Source organism: Streptomyces sp. MK37H (assembly GCF_018035285.1).
Lineage (GTDB): Bacteria > Actinomycetota > Actinomycetes > Streptomycetales > Streptomycetaceae > Streptomyces > Streptomyces endocoffeicus.
In genome coordinates, this window is record NZ_JAAAYH010000194.1 from 1 (window position 1) to 16,349 (window position 16,349).

12 protein-coding genes are annotated in these 16,349 nt (G+C 71.1%); 4 read left to right on the top strand and 8 right to left on the bottom strand.

The genetic code is table 11. From position 1 onward, the window contains the following. Nucleotides 1-12: 12 nt before the first annotated feature. The 4 genes from GWI24_RS25030 to GWI24_RS25045 all read right to left on the bottom strand — a co-directional run bounded on the left by GWI24_RS25030 (nucleotide 13) and on the right by GWI24_RS25045 (nucleotide 4,352). Nucleotides 13-606, bottom strand: a complete 594-nt coding sequence (locus GWI24_RS25030; protein ID WP_210948167.1) for a TetR/AcrR family transcriptional regulator — start codon at nucleotides 604-606, stop codon at nucleotides 13-15. 30 nt (nucleotides 607-636) lie between these two features. After that, on the bottom strand, nucleotides 637-2,280 hold the full coding sequence (locus tag GWI24_RS25035) for an AMP-binding protein (RefSeq protein WP_210948168.1): 1,644 nt from the start codon (nucleotides 2,278-2,280) through the stop codon (nucleotides 637-639). 78 nt (nucleotides 2,281-2,358) lie between these two features. Further along, a complete protein-coding gene (locus tag GWI24_RS25040; protein ID WP_210948169.1) occupies nucleotides 2,359-3,141 on the bottom strand; it encodes an SDR family oxidoreductase in 783 nt (260 codons plus the stop codon). A 170-nt stretch (nucleotides 3,142-3,311) separates the two neighbouring features. Next, the gene (locus tag GWI24_RS25045) at nucleotides 3,312-4,352 is read right to left on the bottom strand and encodes a LysR family transcriptional regulator (RefSeq protein ID WP_210948170.1); all 1,041 of its coding nucleotides are present in this window, start codon (nucleotides 4,350-4,352) and stop codon (nucleotides 3,312-3,314) included. Between the two features lie 299 nt (nucleotides 4,353-4,651). On the opposite strand from GWI24_RS25045, the gene GWI24_RS25050 reads away from it, so the two are divergent. Next, nucleotides 4,652-5,965: a serine-threonine protein kinase gene (locus GWI24_RS25050; protein ID WP_210948171.1), complete on the top strand. Its 1,314-nt coding sequence runs from the start codon at nucleotides 4,652-4,654 to the stop codon at nucleotides 5,963-5,965. A gap of 93 nt (nucleotides 5,966-6,058) precedes the next feature. Here GWI24_RS25050 and GWI24_RS25055 read toward each other — a convergent pair whose 3' ends face one another. Further along, entirely contained in the window at nucleotides 6,059-8,893 is a 2,835-nt protein-coding gene (locus GWI24_RS25055; protein ID WP_210948172.1) for a penicillin acylase family protein, read from the bottom strand. A gap of 200 nt (nucleotides 8,894-9,093) precedes the next feature. Between GWI24_RS25055 and GWI24_RS25060 the strand changes: the two genes are divergently transcribed. Continuing rightward, nucleotides 9,094-9,705: a hypothetical protein gene (locus GWI24_RS25060; RefSeq protein ID WP_210948173.1), complete on the top strand. Its 612-nt coding sequence runs from the start codon at nucleotides 9,094-9,096 to the stop codon at nucleotides 9,703-9,705. A gap of 201 nt (nucleotides 9,706-9,906) precedes the next feature. Next, nucleotides 9,907-10,368: a MaoC family dehydratase gene (locus GWI24_RS25065; protein WP_210948174.1), complete on the top strand. Its 462-nt coding sequence runs from the start codon at nucleotides 9,907-9,909 to the stop codon at nucleotides 10,366-10,368. Here the strand turns inward: GWI24_RS25065 and GWI24_RS25070 are convergent. The 3 genes from GWI24_RS25070 to GWI24_RS25080 all read right to left on the bottom strand — a co-directional run bounded on the left by GWI24_RS25070 (nucleotide 10,359) and on the right by GWI24_RS25080 (nucleotide 14,566). Beyond that, nucleotides 10,359-10,994: a TetR/AcrR family transcriptional regulator gene (locus tag GWI24_RS25070; RefSeq protein WP_210948175.1), complete on the bottom strand. Its 636-nt coding sequence runs from the start codon at nucleotides 10,992-10,994 to the stop codon at nucleotides 10,359-10,361. The two genes, GWI24_RS25065 and GWI24_RS25070, sit on opposite strands and share 10 nt — an antisense overlap. A 211-nt stretch (nucleotides 10,995-11,205) precedes the next feature. Next, a complete protein-coding gene (gene pabB, locus GWI24_RS25075) occupies nucleotides 11,206-13,338 on the bottom strand; it encodes an aminodeoxychorismate synthase component I (protein ID WP_210948176.1) in 2,133 nt (710 codons plus the stop codon). A gap of 43 nt (nucleotides 13,339-13,381) precedes the next feature. Next, a complete protein-coding gene (locus tag GWI24_RS25080) occupies nucleotides 13,382-14,566 on the bottom strand; it encodes a 3-deoxy-7-phosphoheptulonate synthase (RefSeq protein WP_210948177.1) in 1,185 nt (394 codons plus the stop codon). 753 nt (nucleotides 14,567-15,319) lie between these two features. Here GWI24_RS25080 and ispH point away from each other — a divergent pair. Next, the coding region (gene ispH, locus GWI24_RS25085; RefSeq protein ID WP_210948178.1) for a 4-hydroxy-3-methylbut-2-enyl diphosphate reductase at nucleotides 15,320-16,349 on the top strand (1,030 nt) is incomplete at its 3' end.

Consider the following 16,349-nt stretch of genomic DNA (forward strand, 5'->3'; position numbering starts at 1 on the left):
GCTGGATTTTCCTTACGGCCGCAGCGCGCGCATCAGGAGGTCGGCCAGGTGGTCGGCGACCTCCTGGGGGGCCCAGCGGCCGCCGGGCCGGTACCAGGTGCCCAGGTGGTGGACGGAGCCGAAGTGGTAGTCCACCACCAGGTCCGCCGGGGTCCGGGAGCTGAACACCCCGGCCCGCTGCCCCTCCTCGATCAGCGCGCGGAACCGCTCGTGGTAGCGGCGCCGCTCGGCGCGCACCTGCTTGTGCTTCTCCGGGCTGAGTTGGTGCATCGACCGGAAGAAGATGGTCGCGTCGTCGAGGTTCTCGATGGTGGTCACCACGACATCGGCCGCCGCCTCCCGCAACCGCGTCTCCACCGGCGCGTCGGCGTCCGCGAAGGCGTCCAGCCGCTCCTGCTGGAGCCGGAGCACCCGGCTGTAGATCTCGTGGAGCAGATCGTCCTTGGAGCCGAAGTAGTGGTAGAGCGCGCCCTTCGTGACGCCCGCCGCCTCGACGATCTCCTGTACGGACGTCCGGTCGTAGCCCCGCTCCGCGAAGAGGCGGGTCGCAGCGGCCAGCAGCCGCTGTGGCACCGGCTGTCCGTCACCGTCCGTCGCTCTGGCCATGGTCGCCACCCGTTCTCTTCCTCTTCTCTCTCATCCTCGCAGTTCCCGCCGGAGGATCTTGCCACTGGTCGTCTTCGGAAGCTCGGGCAGGATCTCAACCTCGCGGGGGTACTTGTACGCGGCCAGCCGCTCCGCACAGTACGCGGACAGCTCGTCCGGTGTGACCCCGGCCCCTGATCGGAGGCTCACATACGCCTTGACCGTCTCGCCGCGGTACGCGTCGGGTTTGCCGACGACGGCCGCCTCCCGCACGGCGGGGTGAGTGTAGAGCACGTCCTCGACCTCACGCGGCCACACCTTGAACCCCGAGGCGTTGATCATGTCCTTCTTGCGGTCGACCACGTACAGCCAGCCGCCCTCGTCCATGAAACCGATGTCGCCGGTGCGCAGTTCCCCGTCGGGGAGGGCGGCCGCGGTCGCCTCCGGGCGCCGCCAGTAGCCGGGCACCACCATCGGGCCGCGGACGACGATCTCGCCCTGCTCGCCGAACGGCACGTCCCGCCCCTCGTCGTCCGCGATGCGCACGATGGTGTCGGCTCCGGGGACGCCGACGGCGAGGGTGCCGGAGACGGGGTCGACGGGGGCGCGGACCCCGGGCGGGACGCTGGCGCAGGGCGCGGTGCACTCGGTGAGCCCGTAGCCGTTGTGCAGATACGGGCCGAAGCCGGACTGGAACCGCTCGACCAGCGCGGGCGGCAGCGGGGCGCCGCCGGAGGAGATGATGCGGAAGGACGAGAAGTGGTCGCGGGTGGCCCGGGGGTGGGCCATCAGCGCCATGAAGGCGGTCGAGGGGCCCACGGTGTAGACGGGGCGGTGCTCGGCGAAGGCGTCGAGGACGACGCCGGTCTCGAAGCGGTAGGCCAGGGCCAGGGTGCCGGCTCCGGAGATGCACGCGCACAGCTCGCAGACCATGCCGGTGATGTGGAACAGCGGGGCCAGCGCGAAGAGCGTCGAACCGGTGGGCAGCTCATGGAGGAGGTGCTGCCGGTCGGCGTTGTAGGAGATGTTGCCGTGGGTGTTGGTGGCGCCCTTGGGGGTGCCGCTGGTCCCGGAGGTGTAACTGATCAGCGCGATGTCGTCGGGGCTCGGGGCGGGCACGGACGGCGGGCGGGCCCCGGCGCGGGCGACGGCGAGGAGGTCCTCGGTGTCCTCGGGGACCGGGATGGGCTGGTCGCGCAGCACCCGCTCGTCGTCGCGGGTCTGGAGGTCGCGGGCGTCGGCGGTGAGCGCGATGCGCACCGGTGACGCGGCGGCCGTGTCGCGTATGTAGTCCTCCCAGCCGTGGCGGGAGCAGACCAGGGCGCTCACCTCGGCGTCACCGAGGATGTGTGCGAGCTCGGCGCCCTTGTACATGGGGTTGACCGGGACGACCGTACCGCCCGCCTTCCACGCGCCCAGCAGCGCGAGCACGAAGTGCGGGGTGTTCTGGAGCATGATCGCGACGCGGTCGCCGGGCCGGAAGCCGCGCTCGGCGAGATGGCCGGCTATGCCGTCGGAGAGCTCATCGGCCTCCCGGTAGGTCAGCCGTCCGTCGAAGTAGGCGAGCGCCGGATGGTCGGGGGCGGTGCGCACGGCGGCCCGGAACGCGTGCAGCGGACTCGGCCGCGGGACGATCGGCCGGCGCTGTTTCTCATTGAGCTGAGCGAGCCATGGCTGGTCCTGGTACGTGGTCATGGGTGCGGCCCTGTCTCGACGGGGGTGAGGGTGGTGGGGCGGGAGCTACGCAAGATACGGGAGCGCCGGGCCGTGGGGTCAGCCCGAGGTCCCGGACGCCGCCTCGAGCTCTTCGAGCTTGCGCTGCAGCTTGTTCATGCCGCCCAGCCAGCGGTCGGTGTCGCCGGCGCGGGAGGCGTAGTGGCGGGCCACCTCGGGGTGCGGAAGGATCAGGAAGCGCTCCTCGTCTATCCCTGCGAGGACGGCGTCGGCCACCTGCTCGGGCTCGATCGCGGTGGGCGCCAGCACCAGCTCCCCGGCGGTCCCGGATGCGGTGAGCATGTCGGTGCGCACCCCCTGCGGGCAGACGGCGTGGACGCCGATGCCGCGGTGGCGGTAGGTGGCCGAGAGATATTCGGCGAAGGCGAGCGCGGCGTGCTTGGAGACGGCGTACGGTGCCGAGCCGATCATGGTGAGGAGCCCGGCGGCGGAGACGGTGGCCACGAAGCGGCCGCTGCCGCGCTCCAGCCACTCGGGCAGCAGCTCCCGGGCGGCCCGCACATGGGCCATCACATTGACGTCCCAGGACTGCTGCCACAGCGCCTCGTCGGCCTCGGGGCCGCCGTCGTGACCGACCCCCGCGTTGGCGCAGAAGATGTCGATGGTGCCGCCCAGCGCCTCGCGCGCCGCGGGTACGACACCGGAGGCGTCACCGGGGACGGAGATCCCGCCGATCTCCCCGGCGACGGAGGCGGCCTTGGCGGCGTCGAGGTCGTTGACCACGACCCGGGCGCCCTCGGCGGCGAAGCGCCGGGCGAGGGCGGCGCCGATGCCGCCGCCCGCTCCGGTGACCACTACTCGCGCCCCACGCACGGTACCCACGATTCGCAGCTCCTCGGATCGGCTCGGCTCGGATCGGCGTCCGCCCGGCTCGGCTCCCGCCCGGCCCGGCTTCCGCCCAGCGCAGACTAACCAGTCGGTATGTGTAAACGGAAGAGGCACATCTGCCACCCCACGGACCGCCGAGGGGTTACCCGCCGACGGCGGGCGGGTTACCGGCCGGGGCGCTCCTTGCGCATGACGCTGCGCCACCGCGCGTTCTCCCCGGCGAGCGCGCTCCACAGCACATTGAGCGGATGTCCGGCGTCCTGCGCGGTGCGCTCCCCGGCCCGTACGAACACCCCGACCAGCACTTCCAGCTCCGGCCCCATGCCGTCGGTCAGCTCCAGGGTGCGCAGCCCGGCCCCGGCCCGGATCCGGCCGTCGGCCACCGCGTCGCCGATGCCCTCGGTGACCAGCACACAGCCGCGCAGCACCCCCGAGGAGAGCAGCTCAAGACCGTACTGCACGGTGTCGATCTCGGCCGCGATGTGCAGCTCCTGGCGGTAGCGGGCGCCGAACCAGCCGCGCAGGAAGCCGGGTATGAGGCCGTCGGCGGAGACCGCGAGCGGCAGCCGGGGCAGCTCGCTCACCGGGACCGAGGGCCCGGGCAGCTCCTCGGCGTCGAGGTTGGTGACCAGGGACAGCCCGCTGCGCCGCCACTCCATCACCTCGAAGCCGTCGAGCCGGTCGTCGTGGCCCGCCGTGGTGAGGACGCTGCCGCAGACCAGGTCGAGCTCCTTGGCGTCGAGCCGCTGGAGCAGATCCCGGGTGCGCACATGCTCGACCTTGAGCTCGACGCCCCGGCCGTCGAATTCCTCGGTGACCAGCTCCACGGCATTCAGCAGAAAGCCGAGGGTGTAACGGGTCGAGCCGACCACGAGCCGGCTGCCGAGCCGGCGGCGGCAGTCGTGCAGCCCCTCCCGCCAGTCATCCAGGGTGCCGCGTGCGAGTCCGGCGAGTGACTCCCCGGTCGCGGTGAAGAGCACATTCTGACTGCGTCCCCGTTTGACCACCAACGGCTCTCCGCACAGTGCGCCGAAGTTCCGGTTCAGGGTGTCCAGTTGTTTCTGCACACTGGACTGCTCCCGCCCCAGCAGCCGGGCGGCGCCCAGCGCGGTGCCCGCCTCATGGACCGCGAGCAACGTCCTGAGCTGGTCCATCGTGGTGTCCAGCAGCGCCGTCGGGTACTGCCATCGATCCTTTAAGGGCATTCCGGCCTTCCGCTCGAAGAGTATTCGGCACCCCAATGACGTTTCCGTTCGCAGCATAGTGCAGCGCCTTGTCATGAACTGATCCCGAGAACAGCGGCGATATTCTTCCGATGGATATTCGGGAATTCCCTATCGCGGGATGGTGACGGAGCCCGGCATTCCAGGTTCCGCCCGTCCCATTCCGGGTAAGTCGAACGGCTGGCCGATTGTCCGACGGCGACCGTATGCGTGTCGTATGGCCAGCGGTCGGGGCAGTTGGGACGATGCACGCACATCGGACCATCCGAGGGGAAAGAACGATGACGGGGATGAGCGTAAGGCCGTACTGGGAGCTGAGATTCGACGCGGACGGGGACGTCGACACCCGGCAGCGGGACCGGCTGCTGGAACAGGCCGCGCAGCAGGAGCTCACCGATCTGGTGGTGTTCGCGCACGGCTGGAACAACACCCGGACGATGGCCACACGACTGTACGACCGCTTCTTCGCGCCCTTCCCAGGGCTGCTCGGCGAGGCGGGCCCGGCGCGGCCGGGCTATCTGGGAGTGGTGTGGCCGTCGATGCGGTTCGCCGACGAGTCGCTCGGGGGGTTACCCCGGGAGCAGGCGCCCGGGGCACCGCCGGGGCTCGACGCGGAGACCCACCGGGCGCTGGACGTCGTCTTCCCGGGGCGGCAGCAGATCGTGGCGCGCCTCGCGGAGCTGCTGGCCGAGCGGCCGGAACGGCTGGCGGCGCTGGACGAGTTCGCGGTGCTGGTGCGCGGTCTGGTGCGGGTGCGCGGGATGTCCGGCGGCGCGGGGGACGCGGCGGACACGGGCGCGGAGCCGGACGAGGACGGCGTACCGGCGATGTTCGGGGAGGACGTGACGGAGGTCTGCGAGCGGTTCGCCGCCGCGCTCACCGAGGCGCGCGGGAAGACCGACGCGGAGGGCCGCGCCGTCTTCGACAGCGCGCTCGGCGGCCTCTGGGACGGGGCGCACGAACTGCTGCGCCAGGGGACGTACTACGTGATGAAGCGGCGGGCCGGCACGGTCGGGCGCGAGGGCCTCGGGCCGGTGCTCGGCGCCCTCGCGGCCCTCCGGCCCGCGCCGCGGATCCATCTGGTCGGCCACAGCTTCGGCGGCCGGCTGGTGTCGTTCGCGCTGACCGGTCTGGAGGAGAGCGTCACGGTGGCATCGGTGACCCTGCTCCAGGGGGCGTTCTCGCACTATGCCTTCGCCGAGCGGCTGCCGCACGCCGCCGACCGCGGCGGGGTGCTGCTCGACGCCCCGCGCCGGGTCGGCGGTCCGGTGGTGTCCTGCCATTCGCGCCATGACACGGCGCTGGGGCTGCTGTATCCGGTGGCGTCGCGGGTTTCCTGGGACGATGCCTCGCTGCTGCCCGGCGACATCCGCTGGGGGGCGATCGGGTACGACGGCGTCCAGGCGGTGGAGGGCTGCCCGCGGCTGGAGCTGGCCGAGGCGCTGGACGGCCCGTTCCCGGCCGGGGGCTGTGTGAGCGTCGATGTCTCGGAGGTGGTCCGGCACGGTGTGCCGCCGGCCGGGGCGCACAGCGACATCTGCCATGAGGAGCTGGCCCGGGTGGTGCTGCGCGCGGGCCGGATCGGAGAGGGGTAGCGGACGGACCTGGGGGCGGGGCCCCGCCGGATGCGAGGCTCCGCCCCTCATGGCCTGGCCCCGCCGGATGCGAGGCCCCGCCCGCTCATGGCCTCAGCGGTGCGCCGGGAACTCCACCACCTGCTGGAAGGTGGGCCGGTTCTGCCAGCTGATCTTGTCGTGGGTGAGCCCGCCGACGGGCCGGTGGATGATGGCGTCGGCGCACCACTGGTCGCCCGCGGAGCAGTTGTCGTCCCCCGGGTAGACCTGCGCGGCGGTCTTGCCCACGGCCGTCTTCAGGCTGGTCAGCAGGGCGTCACGGCAGGCGCTCAGCTGCCCGCCGCCGCAGTACGGGCGGGCCAGCGGGCCCTTGACGTCCTCGCCGAGGACCGTGCGCAGGTCCTTGTCGACATAGGACCACCAGCCGTACTGGAAGGACGACCCGGCGTGCGAGCCGGTGGGGCCGTGCCCGGCCGAGGGCGATTCGTCGACGGACAGATTGGCGCGCAGCGCGTCGTAGAGCCCGTCGCCCAGGCCGGACTTGAACTCGGCCTCGACCAGCAGCGGCCACCAGGCGTCCATGATCCGTACCGCGTCGGCATGGCCGTAGGTGTGCGAGCCGGCGCTGGTCTCATGGCGCTGTGAGCCCGCCGACTGCCAGGAGTCCAGCTGCTGTACGGCGGTGGCCAGCTGGGGGTCGTCGACGGGCTTGGAGCGCACCACCTTCAGCAGCTCCGGCAGCACGTCCTCGCCGCGCAGATCGGTGACGGCCGCCTCGGCCATGGCCCGGGTGAGGGCGGAGCGGGTGACACCGCCCTTGCGGACCAGGGCGCGCACCCGGTCGTCGAGGAGGTTGCCGCGGTGCACCGAGCCGTTGCCGAAGCCGGCCGCGCTGTAGTCCTTGGCCAGTTTGTTGTTCCAGCTGATGTAGTAGTCCTGGTCGATGGACTGGGGGTGTTCGGCGGGCGGGGTGGCGGCCGCGGTGTTGTCCTTCGGGTCGAAGTCCCGCCACTCATAGGCGGTTTCGGCCTTCACCGGCAGCGAGGAGTCGACGTCCGAGGCGCGCACCGGGTTGAGCCCGCTGTTGTAGTACCCGGTCTGCCGGGAGTCGGCGTAGAACCAGTTGAAGGTGTAGTTGATGTGCTGCGCCGCGCTCTGGAAGGACTTGGCGTCGGTCACATAGCCGGGGTCGTTGAGCATCTGGAAGCCGACGATGGAGTCGGCCTCGTGGCGGTAGGTGGAGCGCAGCATGGTGTAGGCCACCGGTTTGCCGCCGACGGTCGCGCGATGGGTCACCAGCCCGTACTTGGTGCGGTAGACCTGCATCCGGTACGAGCCGGCGGCGGTGGAGTCGGCGAGGGTGGGCTTCCAGGCGTTGCGCCGCTCCAGCTTGTCCATCGGCACACAGGCACCGCGATAGCGGTAGTACGTGGAGTCCTTGGACGGCGCGGAGCCGTCCGGGGAGCACAGCTCGACCGCGTAGGTGTCGGTGATGTCCTGGGCGGAGGTGGTGGCGCTCCAGGCGTAGTCCTGGCCCCGGCCGAGCTGGACGTACATCCCGACCCCCGCGAAGGAGGCGCCGCGGGCGCTGATCCCCGGGCCCTGGATCTCCTGGAGCATCAGCAGCTGCGGGGCGAAGTAGCCGGTCTGGGGGCCGAAGACGGCCACCGGGTGGCCGCTCGCGGTGTACTTGCCGGAGACCACGAGCGCGTTGGACATGCCCTTCTTGCGGCTGAACAGATCGCGGGGCAGCACCCCGTCGTCGTAGATGCCGCGCAGCGGCTCCAGCGACGACTTGGGCGCCTTGACCTGGGTGCGGGCCTTGGTGGCGGCGCCGCCCTCGCGGTCGTAGACGAGCTGTTCGGGGGTGACCGAGCCGGCGTCGGGCAGGGCGGTGCCCTTGGGGTCGGCGGGTTTCCCCGCGTACGGGAAGCTGCCCTCGCGCACGGTCAGCACCGCCTCCGGGTCGTTGCGCTCCCGGAAGGACTCCCACACCTTGGTGCCCTCGGCGAGGCCGTACTTCTGCTGGGCGGCGAGCAGCGAGAGCGCGCCCTCCACCTCGCCGCCCCCGCCGTTGCCGAAGAGCGCGCCGACGACGGAGGCGAGGGCGATCAGGTCGGTGAGCTTGAACGGCTGGATCTCACCGGCGTTGGTTATCGCGTCGATATGGCCGGTGAGCACGTACTCACCGGGGAAGTACCGGCCGTCCTTGGACTTCTTGGCGTAGGCGTTGATGCCGTCGACATACGCCTGGGCGTCGGCCAGCGCCTGGCGGCCGCGCTCTCCGCCGTGGGTGAGGATGTAGTCGATCTGCGCCTGGTAGTCCTCTTCGGTGTACGGCGCCTGGCGGAAGAAGTCCTGCTCCAGGCCCTGGTTGGCGGGTGCGCCGCCGGCGAAGGGGGTCAGCTCGCCGCGGCCCACGTGACGGAAGAGGTCCATCAGCCACAGCCGGTCCTGGGCGGCGGCGTATCCGGCGCCGAACTCGGTGCCCTCGCGGGTGGTGCCCTGGATGTGCGGGACGCCGGTCTTCTTGTCGCGGGTGATCGTGACGTCGTCGCGCGGCTTGGTCACCGAGGCGACCTGGTCGGCGGGGACTCCGAAGGAGGAGTCGTTGAAGAAGCTGTTCAGCTTGTCGTCGGTGAGGGTGGGGTAGCCGCTCGCCAGATTGCCGTACGGGCCGAGCTGGTCGGTGCTGTGCTCGGGATGGGTGCCCAGCACCCGGTTGGCGAGGATGTCGGCGAGGGTTGCGTTGCCGGTGGCGCCCGGCGGGAGGATGTCGGAGCACTGGCCCCGGCAGTAGTCGGTGGCCGCCGCCGCGGCGGGCTCCGCCCGGGCCGGCTGGGGCACCGGGGCCGCGAGGGCGATGCCGAGGCCGAGCGCGGCGGCCACGGCGAGCACGGTACTGGTGAGCTTGCGGGTTCTGGTGGGCCTGGGGGTTCGTCGTCGCATGTGCGCTCCTCCCGATTGCCGTCGGACGGAGGTTACCGGCGGTACTTGCGGGCCGGAAGATGAGCGGACGTCAACTTCTTTCCGGCTGCGGACGGATGAGGACTGCCCGCGAAGATCCAGGGAATTCGATGGATCCGGATCGCGCTGCGTTACGTCCATTCGACAACGAGTCGGGTCCGCAATCGCGGAGGTGGTAGGAAGTGGCCGGTTTCAGAGCACTCGCACGAGAGGTTCGCAATCCACGCAGACACATCACCGCCCGGCGCACATCGCTGCGCAAATGCCTGGAACGGTTCGCGCCGTACGGGCACCGGGCGACCTGGCATCATCTGTGCACCCGCTCCGGGATCACCCCGGAGGATCGCAGGCCGGACCCCCTACGACTGCTCACCGCCCTTGAGGAGCTCGAGGAGGCCCGCACACTGTGGCTCGCGTACGAGGCGGACTTCGCCGCCCGGCGCAGGCAGGAGAAACTTCTCGGCATCCGGCAGCCGAGCGCTGTCGACGACTGGCATCTGCGCACCTGGGGCGGATGCGACATCATTCCCTGCGAGAGCCCCTCGACCCATCCCGACGACCGCCTCGCGGATGTACTGCGACGGCTGATCGCGGCGATGGAGTCGGGCCCGGGGGCGGCCTGCCCGGTATGCGTCCGACCGGGCCTGGTCTGGCGCGAGGATCTGGACCGCTATCCCTCGGCCGGGCCGGTCTGCGCGGACTGCGGCATCGTGGTGCCGCTGCCGCTGCTGACCACCGAGGCCCTGGCGGCGGCCCGGCGCGTGGTCCGGATGAGCCGGTACGCCACCGTATGACACCCGGCCGCCCCGGCCGGGAGCGCGCTCGTCGGAACCTTTGAGCACCGGACGACCGGCGAGCGCGCCGGAATCCCCTGAGACTGCCGTCGATCGCCGACGCACGCCGATGGCCGCGTCGGCGCGGGCCGCGTTGACAGGGTCCTGGTCAGCCCACCATGCTGAGCAGTCGCTTAGTGAGTGGTTGCCCGGGAGGCACGCATGGCAGAGCCCAGGATCTTCACCTCGCCCGATGAACTGCGGTCCGCGGTCGGCGAGGAACTCGGCTCCAGCGACTGGCTGGAGATCGACCAGAAGCGCATCGATCTGTTCGCCGACGCGACCGGCGACCACCAGTGGATCCATGTGGACCCGGAGCGGGCGGCCGCCGGTCCGTTCGGCACCACGATCGCGCACGGCTATCTGACGCTGTCCCTGCTGCCGTCGTTCACCCCGCAGCTGCTGCGGGTCGAGGGCGTGCGCATGGGCATCAACTACGGGGTCAACAAGGTCCGCTTTCCCTCCCCCGTCCCGGTCGGCTCCCGGCTGCGCGCCACCGGCCGCATCGTGGAGGTGGCCGAGGTCAAGGACGGTCTGCAGATGACGCTGACGGTGACCCTGGAGCGGGAGGGCGGCGACAAGCCGGTGTGCGTGGCGGAGTCCGTCGTCCGCTTCTACGGCTGACCGTCGCCGGCGCCCACCATGCGTAGCACCAGCCCGGCGTAGAGGTCGCCGACCTCGTCGGGGGTGCTGCGCCCGCCGGCGTTGAACCAGCGGGCGACGTCGATGCACAGGGACAGCACCGCGACCGAGGTGCCGCGGACGTCCGGAACGTCGAAGACGCCCGCCTTCACCCCGTCCTCGATGATCGAGCGCACCGCCCCGTCCGTGGCCTTGCGGACCGCGATGACCTCGGCATGGTGCTCCTCCGCGAGCGCGCCGAGCTCGTACTGCACCACGCGCGCGGTCGTGTGGTGCTCGGCGTGCCAGCGGACGAAGGAGCGGACGGCGTCGGCCAGCCGCTCGGCGGGATTGCCTTCGCTGTCCCGCGCCCGCTCCAGGATCGTCAGGGCCCGCTCATGGCCGACTTTGCTGATCTGGTAGAGCAGCTCTTCCTTGGTCTTGTAGTGGATGTAGAGCGCGGCCGGGCTCATTCCGGCGCGGCTGGCGATGTCCCGGGTGGTGGTGGCGTGGTAGCCACGCTCCGCGAAGGCGTGCACGGCGGCGCTCACCAGCCGCCGGGCGGCGTCGGGGGTGATGTCGCCCCAGGGCTCGGCCTTGCCTCCGGTGTTCTTCGGCTCCGCATCCATGGCGCACACCCTACACGGAGAGTGAGCAAGCGCTTAGGCCCGGTCCGGTGGATCTTCGCGCCTGTGACCTCAGCGGCTGCCGCCGCGGGGCCCGCGGCGTCTGGTGCGGGGTACCTCCCAGCGGTAGCCGGGGGCGCCGTGCCAGGCGTCGCGGGCCCCGCGAAGATCCGCCGGACAGGGCCCAGGGGGTGTCCGGGGCCGCGGCGGACGCTCAGCGGGCCGCCGCCGTCTCGGTGCCCACCCGGCCGGGGAACTCCGCGCCCAGCAGCCGCAGCAGCGGGGTCGCCTTCACGGCCGTCTCCTCGAACTCCTCGTCCGGGTCGGACAGCGCCACGATCGCCCCGCCCACCCCGTACCGGACCCGGTCCGGGGTCACCACCAGGGTGCGGATCACGATGCTCAGATCGCACGCCCCGGACAGCGAGAAGTAGCCGATGGCGCCGGAGTACACCCCGCGCGGCCCCGCCTCCAGATCGTCGATGATCTGCATGGTTCGGATCTTGGGCGCGCCGGTCATCGACCCGCCGGGGAAGGCGGCGCGCACGCTCTCGACCGCGGAGGTGGACGGCCGCAGTGTGGCGCGTACCGTGCTGACCAGCTGATGGACCGTCGCATAGGTCTCGACGTCGAATATCCTGGGCACCCGCACCGAGCCGATCTCCGCGGTCCGGCCGAGGTCGTTGCGCACCAGATCGACGATCATCAGGTTCTCGGAGCGGTCCTTCTCGCTGGTCGCGAGGTCCACCCGCACCAGTTCGTCCTCGGCCGGGGAGCCGCCGCGCGGCCGGGTGCCCTTGATCGGCTGCGACTCCACGGTGCCGTCCCGGAAGACCCGCAGAAAGCGCTCGGGCGAGGTGCTCAGCACGGACAGCGGGCCGAAGCGGAGCAGGGCGGCGAACGGCGCGGGGCTGAGCCGGCGCAGGTACTGGTACGCGGCCCACGGGTCCACCGGGCCGTCGGCCTCGGCCATGTTCGTCAGGCACACCTCATAGGTCTCCCCCGCGGTGATCAGCTCCTGGCAGGTGGCGATCATCTCCAGGTAGCGCTCGCGGTCATGGCGCAGCCGTACCTCGTCCGGGCCGGTGGTGAGCGGGGTGGGGCTGGGCTCCCGCCCGGCCAGCTCCGCAAGCCGGTCGGCGGTCCCGCGCAGCCATGCCCGGGCCTGCTCCTCGCCACCCCGCTGCTCGCCCTCCTCCGCCAGGGCGAGGAGGTAGGTGGTCGAGGTCTGGTGGTCGAACACCACGGCGCGGTCCGCGAAGACCATCGCGGCGTCGGGCTCCGGGGAGCGGTGGGTCCGCTCACCGCCGCATTCGGCCTTGAGCTCGTAGCCGAGGTACCCCGTCCAGCCGAGGGCGAAGTCGAAGGGCAGCGCGGGCAGTTGGACCCGGGCGCCGCGAAGGTCGCGCTCGATCCAGGTCAGGAACTCCTCGCGCAGCACCTCGCGGGAGCCGCCCGCGGTGACGGTGACCGTGCCCGCCCAGGTGTCGGCGGTGGCGACCCGGGCGAGCGGCCCGGAGGCGTCCCCCATCATCGAGAACCGTCCGCGCTCGCCCCCGGTGGCGCTGCTGTCCAGCCAGAAGGCGTGTCCGTCGGCGCGGAAGAGCCGGTCGAAGACCACCTCGTCGGACCAGCGGGTGGGCAGGGTCTCCACCAGCACCCGCAGCGACCGCGGGGTGGCGCGCGGGGCGGCGGTGGGCTCCGCGCCGCCGCGGAGGGAGGAGCGTGTGCCGCGCCGCCGCGCCGCCGGTTCCACTCCCTGCCGGGTCTGCCAGGACCGGGTGAGACCGGCGAAGTTGCCCAGCAGCAGCCGGCCGTGCTCGGTGCAGATGGACTCGGGGTGGAACTGCACGCCCCACAGGGGCCGTTCGCGGTGGGCGATCCCCATCAGCACACCGTCCTCGGTCCAGGCGGTGGCCCGCAGCTCCTCGGGCAGGTCGGTGACGGTGAGCGAGTGGTAGCGGACGACGTCGAAGGGGCTGGGCAGTCCGGTGAAGAGGCCGGTGCCGTCGTGGGTCACCCGGGACAGCCGGCCGTGCCGGGGCTCGGGAGCCCGGACCACCCGGGCGCCGCTCAGCAGGCCCACCCCCTGATGGCCCAGGCAGACGCCGAGCAGCGGCAGGGCGCCTTCGAGGACGATGTCGCGGCAGACGCCGAAGTCGGCCGCGCGCTCGGGGCTGCCGGGTCCGGGGGAGATGACGACGTTGTCGAAGTCCCGCAGCATCTCGGGCTTCCAGCCGGGGTCGTCGTGCCGGATCACCTCGGGCTCCCGGCCGCCCACCTCGGCCAGATAGTGGAACAGGTTGTAGGTGAACGAGTCGTAGTTGTCTACCAGCAGCGTGCGCATCGAAACCTCGAACCTATCGGAACTTAAGGATGACCGGCACGGTTCACCCCGCGCGGAGCAGCGAGGTGAACGCGTGGACCGTTTCGGCGGCCTGCTCGGGGTTCAGCCGGGGGTCACAGGGAGACCCGAACCGGGGGAACGCGGCGGTCCCGGCGTCCCCGGCCTCCGCGACGCACTCGGTGACCGGTTCCGGCGTCATCTCCAGGTGCAGCCCGCCGGGCCACTGACGGCGGTCCCGCAGGATCCGGTGGAACGCGGCCATCTCTTCGCGGATCGCCCACAGGGTTCTGGTCTTGTGACCGCTTCCGGAGCGGATCGTGTTGCCGTGCATGGGATCGCTCAGCCAGACCACCGGAATCCCGGTCTCCGCGACCGCCTCGACCAGCGGCGGCAGCAGCCGGCCGATCCGGTCCGCGCCCATGCGCACGATGAAGGCCAGTCGGCCGGGCCGGCGCTCGGGGTTGAGCAGCCGGGCCAGTTCCACCAGGTCCGCGGGGGTCGCGGAGGGCCCGACCTTGACGCCGACGGGGTTGCGGATCGAGGCGGCCAGCCGGATGTGCGGCCCCTCGGGGTCCCTGGTCCGCTCGCCGATCCAGCCGAAGTGGAGGGAGGAGGCGAAGCCGCCGCCGTCGGCGGCCGCCCGGACCAGGGGCAATTCATAGGGGAGCAGCAGCAGTTCATGGGAGGCGTGGATCCGCTCGGCGTCGTCGTGGGCCGTCTGTTCGTTCCGCATCGTGGACAGCACGGCGGCCGCGCGGTCGTAGGCGGTGAGCAGCCGGTCCGGGTCGGGGATCCGGGCGCGCGGGTCGGCGGCGGCGCCGTTGACCGCGTCTCCCCGGTAGACGGGTAACCGGCTCCCGTCGGCGAGCACGTCGTACGGCGCCGATCTGGGCTTGGCGTACTGGCCCGCGATCCGGCCCATCGTCACCACCGGAAGGCCGAGACCGGTGCGGATCACCGTGGACAGCTCGCGCAACTGCCCCAGTTTGCGCCGCACCACCCGCGGCGCGGCGTCGGCGAACAGCTCGGCGCAGTCCCCGCCCTGGAGGACGGCGGCCTCGCCGCGCTGCACCGCGGCCATCCGCCGGGTGAGCTGCTCGCTCTCCTCCGGGGGGATCAGCGCGGGGCGGCCGCTCAGGGCGTGCCGGATCTCTTCGAGCCGGTCCGGGTCGGGCCACGGCGGCTGCTGAGCGGTCACCTTCTCCGCGGTCGGGCCGGGAGCGGTCATGGAAGGAAGCCTCCACTGGTCGAGCCGGACACATCCTGCTGAAGCGCCGAGGCGGCGCGGGACACCCGTGGGGACCCCCGAACCGGCGGGCCGGACGGGTCGGCGGAACCGAGGAAACAGACGCATCCGCTCCCGGTCGCAAAACCGCGACCAGCGGAGATAGAAATGGTGGATATACGTCCGTCACTCCTTCGAGTGAATTTCTCCATCACTCGGAAGGGATTACCAGCGGTTACTGCCGGAATTTCCGGTTCAGAGCCCCCGTTGCGCAGCCGACGACACGGTCGATTCAACGCGACAGGGAGCTTAGCAATGGGGTGTAACCGTAAGCGACAGTTCCGCCGACATTTCGGAACGTGACGAAGGTCACATGCGTAAGACTTGCACTCGGACTCGCCTTCTATAGTGTTTTCGACCTGCGCTTATCCGGCGGGGGCACTGCAACGGATGGCGTAGAACTCACATGAGACTTACGGGGGTAAGTGAATGTCTCTTCGATCGCATCGTCTCCGAGCGCCGGCTTCCGGAGACCGCCCTTAACGCCCTGCCTCCTGGTAGTGGTTCTCTCGGTATTTTCCCAGGTCAGACCGGCTTTTATGGCCGTGTGAGCAATTGCTGACCGCTGGGCCGCCGACCCTTCGACAGCCATCCGCAAACGGCAGGACAAAGCCATGACCGCCTTATGGCGGCCTGGCCGCACAGCGACGCGCCCATTCTCATCCGAGCCGCAAGCCGGCGTTGGAGAAATACGTCATGCACTTAAGCACGAAGACCTCCCAGCCCGATACGAGAGCGCCCCGCAAACGCGTCATCCTCGCCGAACCCCGTGGTTTCTGCGCGGGCGTCCGCCGCGCCATTGCCATGGTCGAGCGGGCGCTCGAGGTATACGGGCCGCCTATTTATGTTCGAAAACAGATCGTCCACAACCACTACGTCGTCGGCCTCCTGGAGCGCAAGGGCGCACGCTTTGTGGAATCGGAATACGACGTTCCCGAAGGGGCCGTGTGCCTCTTTTCCGCACACGGTGTCGCGCCCGCCGTCCGCACCGCCGCGTCCACAAGGGATCTGCAGGTCATCGACGCCACCTGCCCTCTGGTGGCCAAGGTGCACCAGCAGGCGCGCCGGGTGGTCAGGGACGGCCGGGTACTGCTGCTCGTGGGGCATGCGGAACACGAGGAAACGGAAGGGACTCGCGGGGAGGCCCCGCGGGAAACCCTGGTCGTGGAAACCGTCGAGGACGTCGAACGGCTGGACCTGCCCCGGGACACCCCGGTGGCCTATCTGACCCAGACCACCCTGTCGGTGGACGAGACCGCCGGCATCGTCCGCGCCCTCACCGAGCGGTTCGACGACATCGCCGGCCCCGGGACCGACACCATCTGCTACGCCAGCCAGAACCGGCAGAACGGCATCAAGTCCCTCGCCCAGCAGGCGGATCTGGTGCTGGTGGTGGGCTCGGAGAACTCCAGCAACTCCCAGCGGATGGTCGATGTCGCCCGCGACGCCGGAACCCCCGCCCAGCTGGTCCCGGACGTCTCCCGGCTGGACAGCGGCTGGCTGGAGGGCGTGACCACCGTCGGCGTCAGCTCCGGCGCCAGCGTCCCGGACGCTCTCGTCCACCAACTCCTCGACCGGCTGGCCGAGTTCGGCCATGACCAGGTCGACATCGAGTCCACGGCCGTCGAGGACGTGGTCTTCTCCATGCCCCTGGCGCTCACCGACGGCATCCGGTCCGACGACCGGGAACGGCTCGACGACGCCTGGTCGAAGGTCCCATCGGACG

Excerpts from the sequence above, each read along its gene's own strand:
- GWI24_RS25030 (WP_210948167.1), bottom strand. The coding sequence starts at position 606 with ATGGCCAGAGCGACGGACGGTGACGGACAGCCGGTGCCACAGCGGCTG.
- GWI24_RS25035 (WP_210948168.1), bottom strand. The coding sequence starts at position 2,280 with ATGACCACGTACCAGGACCAGCCATGGCTCGCTCAGCTCAATGAGAAA.
- GWI24_RS25045 (WP_210948170.1), bottom strand. The coding sequence starts at position 4,352 with ATGCCCTTAAAGGATCGATGGCAGTACCCGACGGCGCTGCTGGACACC.
- GWI24_RS25050 (WP_210948171.1), top strand. The coding sequence starts at position 4,652 with ATGACGGGGATGAGCGTAAGGCCGTACTGGGAGCTGAGATTCGACGCG.
- GWI24_RS25055 (WP_210948172.1), bottom strand. The coding sequence starts at position 8,893 with ATGCGACGACGAACCCCCAGGCCCACCAGAACCCGCAAGCTCACCAGT.
- GWI24_RS25065 (WP_210948174.1), top strand. The coding sequence starts at position 9,907 with ATGGCAGAGCCCAGGATCTTCACCTCGCCCGATGAACTGCGGTCCGCG.
- GWI24_RS25070 (WP_210948175.1), bottom strand. The coding sequence starts at position 10,994 with ATGGATGCGGAGCCGAAGAACACCGGAGGCAAGGCCGAGCCCTGGGGC.
- pabB (WP_210948176.1), bottom strand. The coding sequence starts at position 13,338 with ATGCGCACGCTGCTGGTAGACAACTACGACTCGTTCACCTACAACCTG.
- GWI24_RS25080 (WP_210948177.1), bottom strand. The coding sequence starts at position 14,566 with ATGACCGCTCCCGGCCCGACCGCGGAGAAGGTGACCGCTCAGCAGCCG.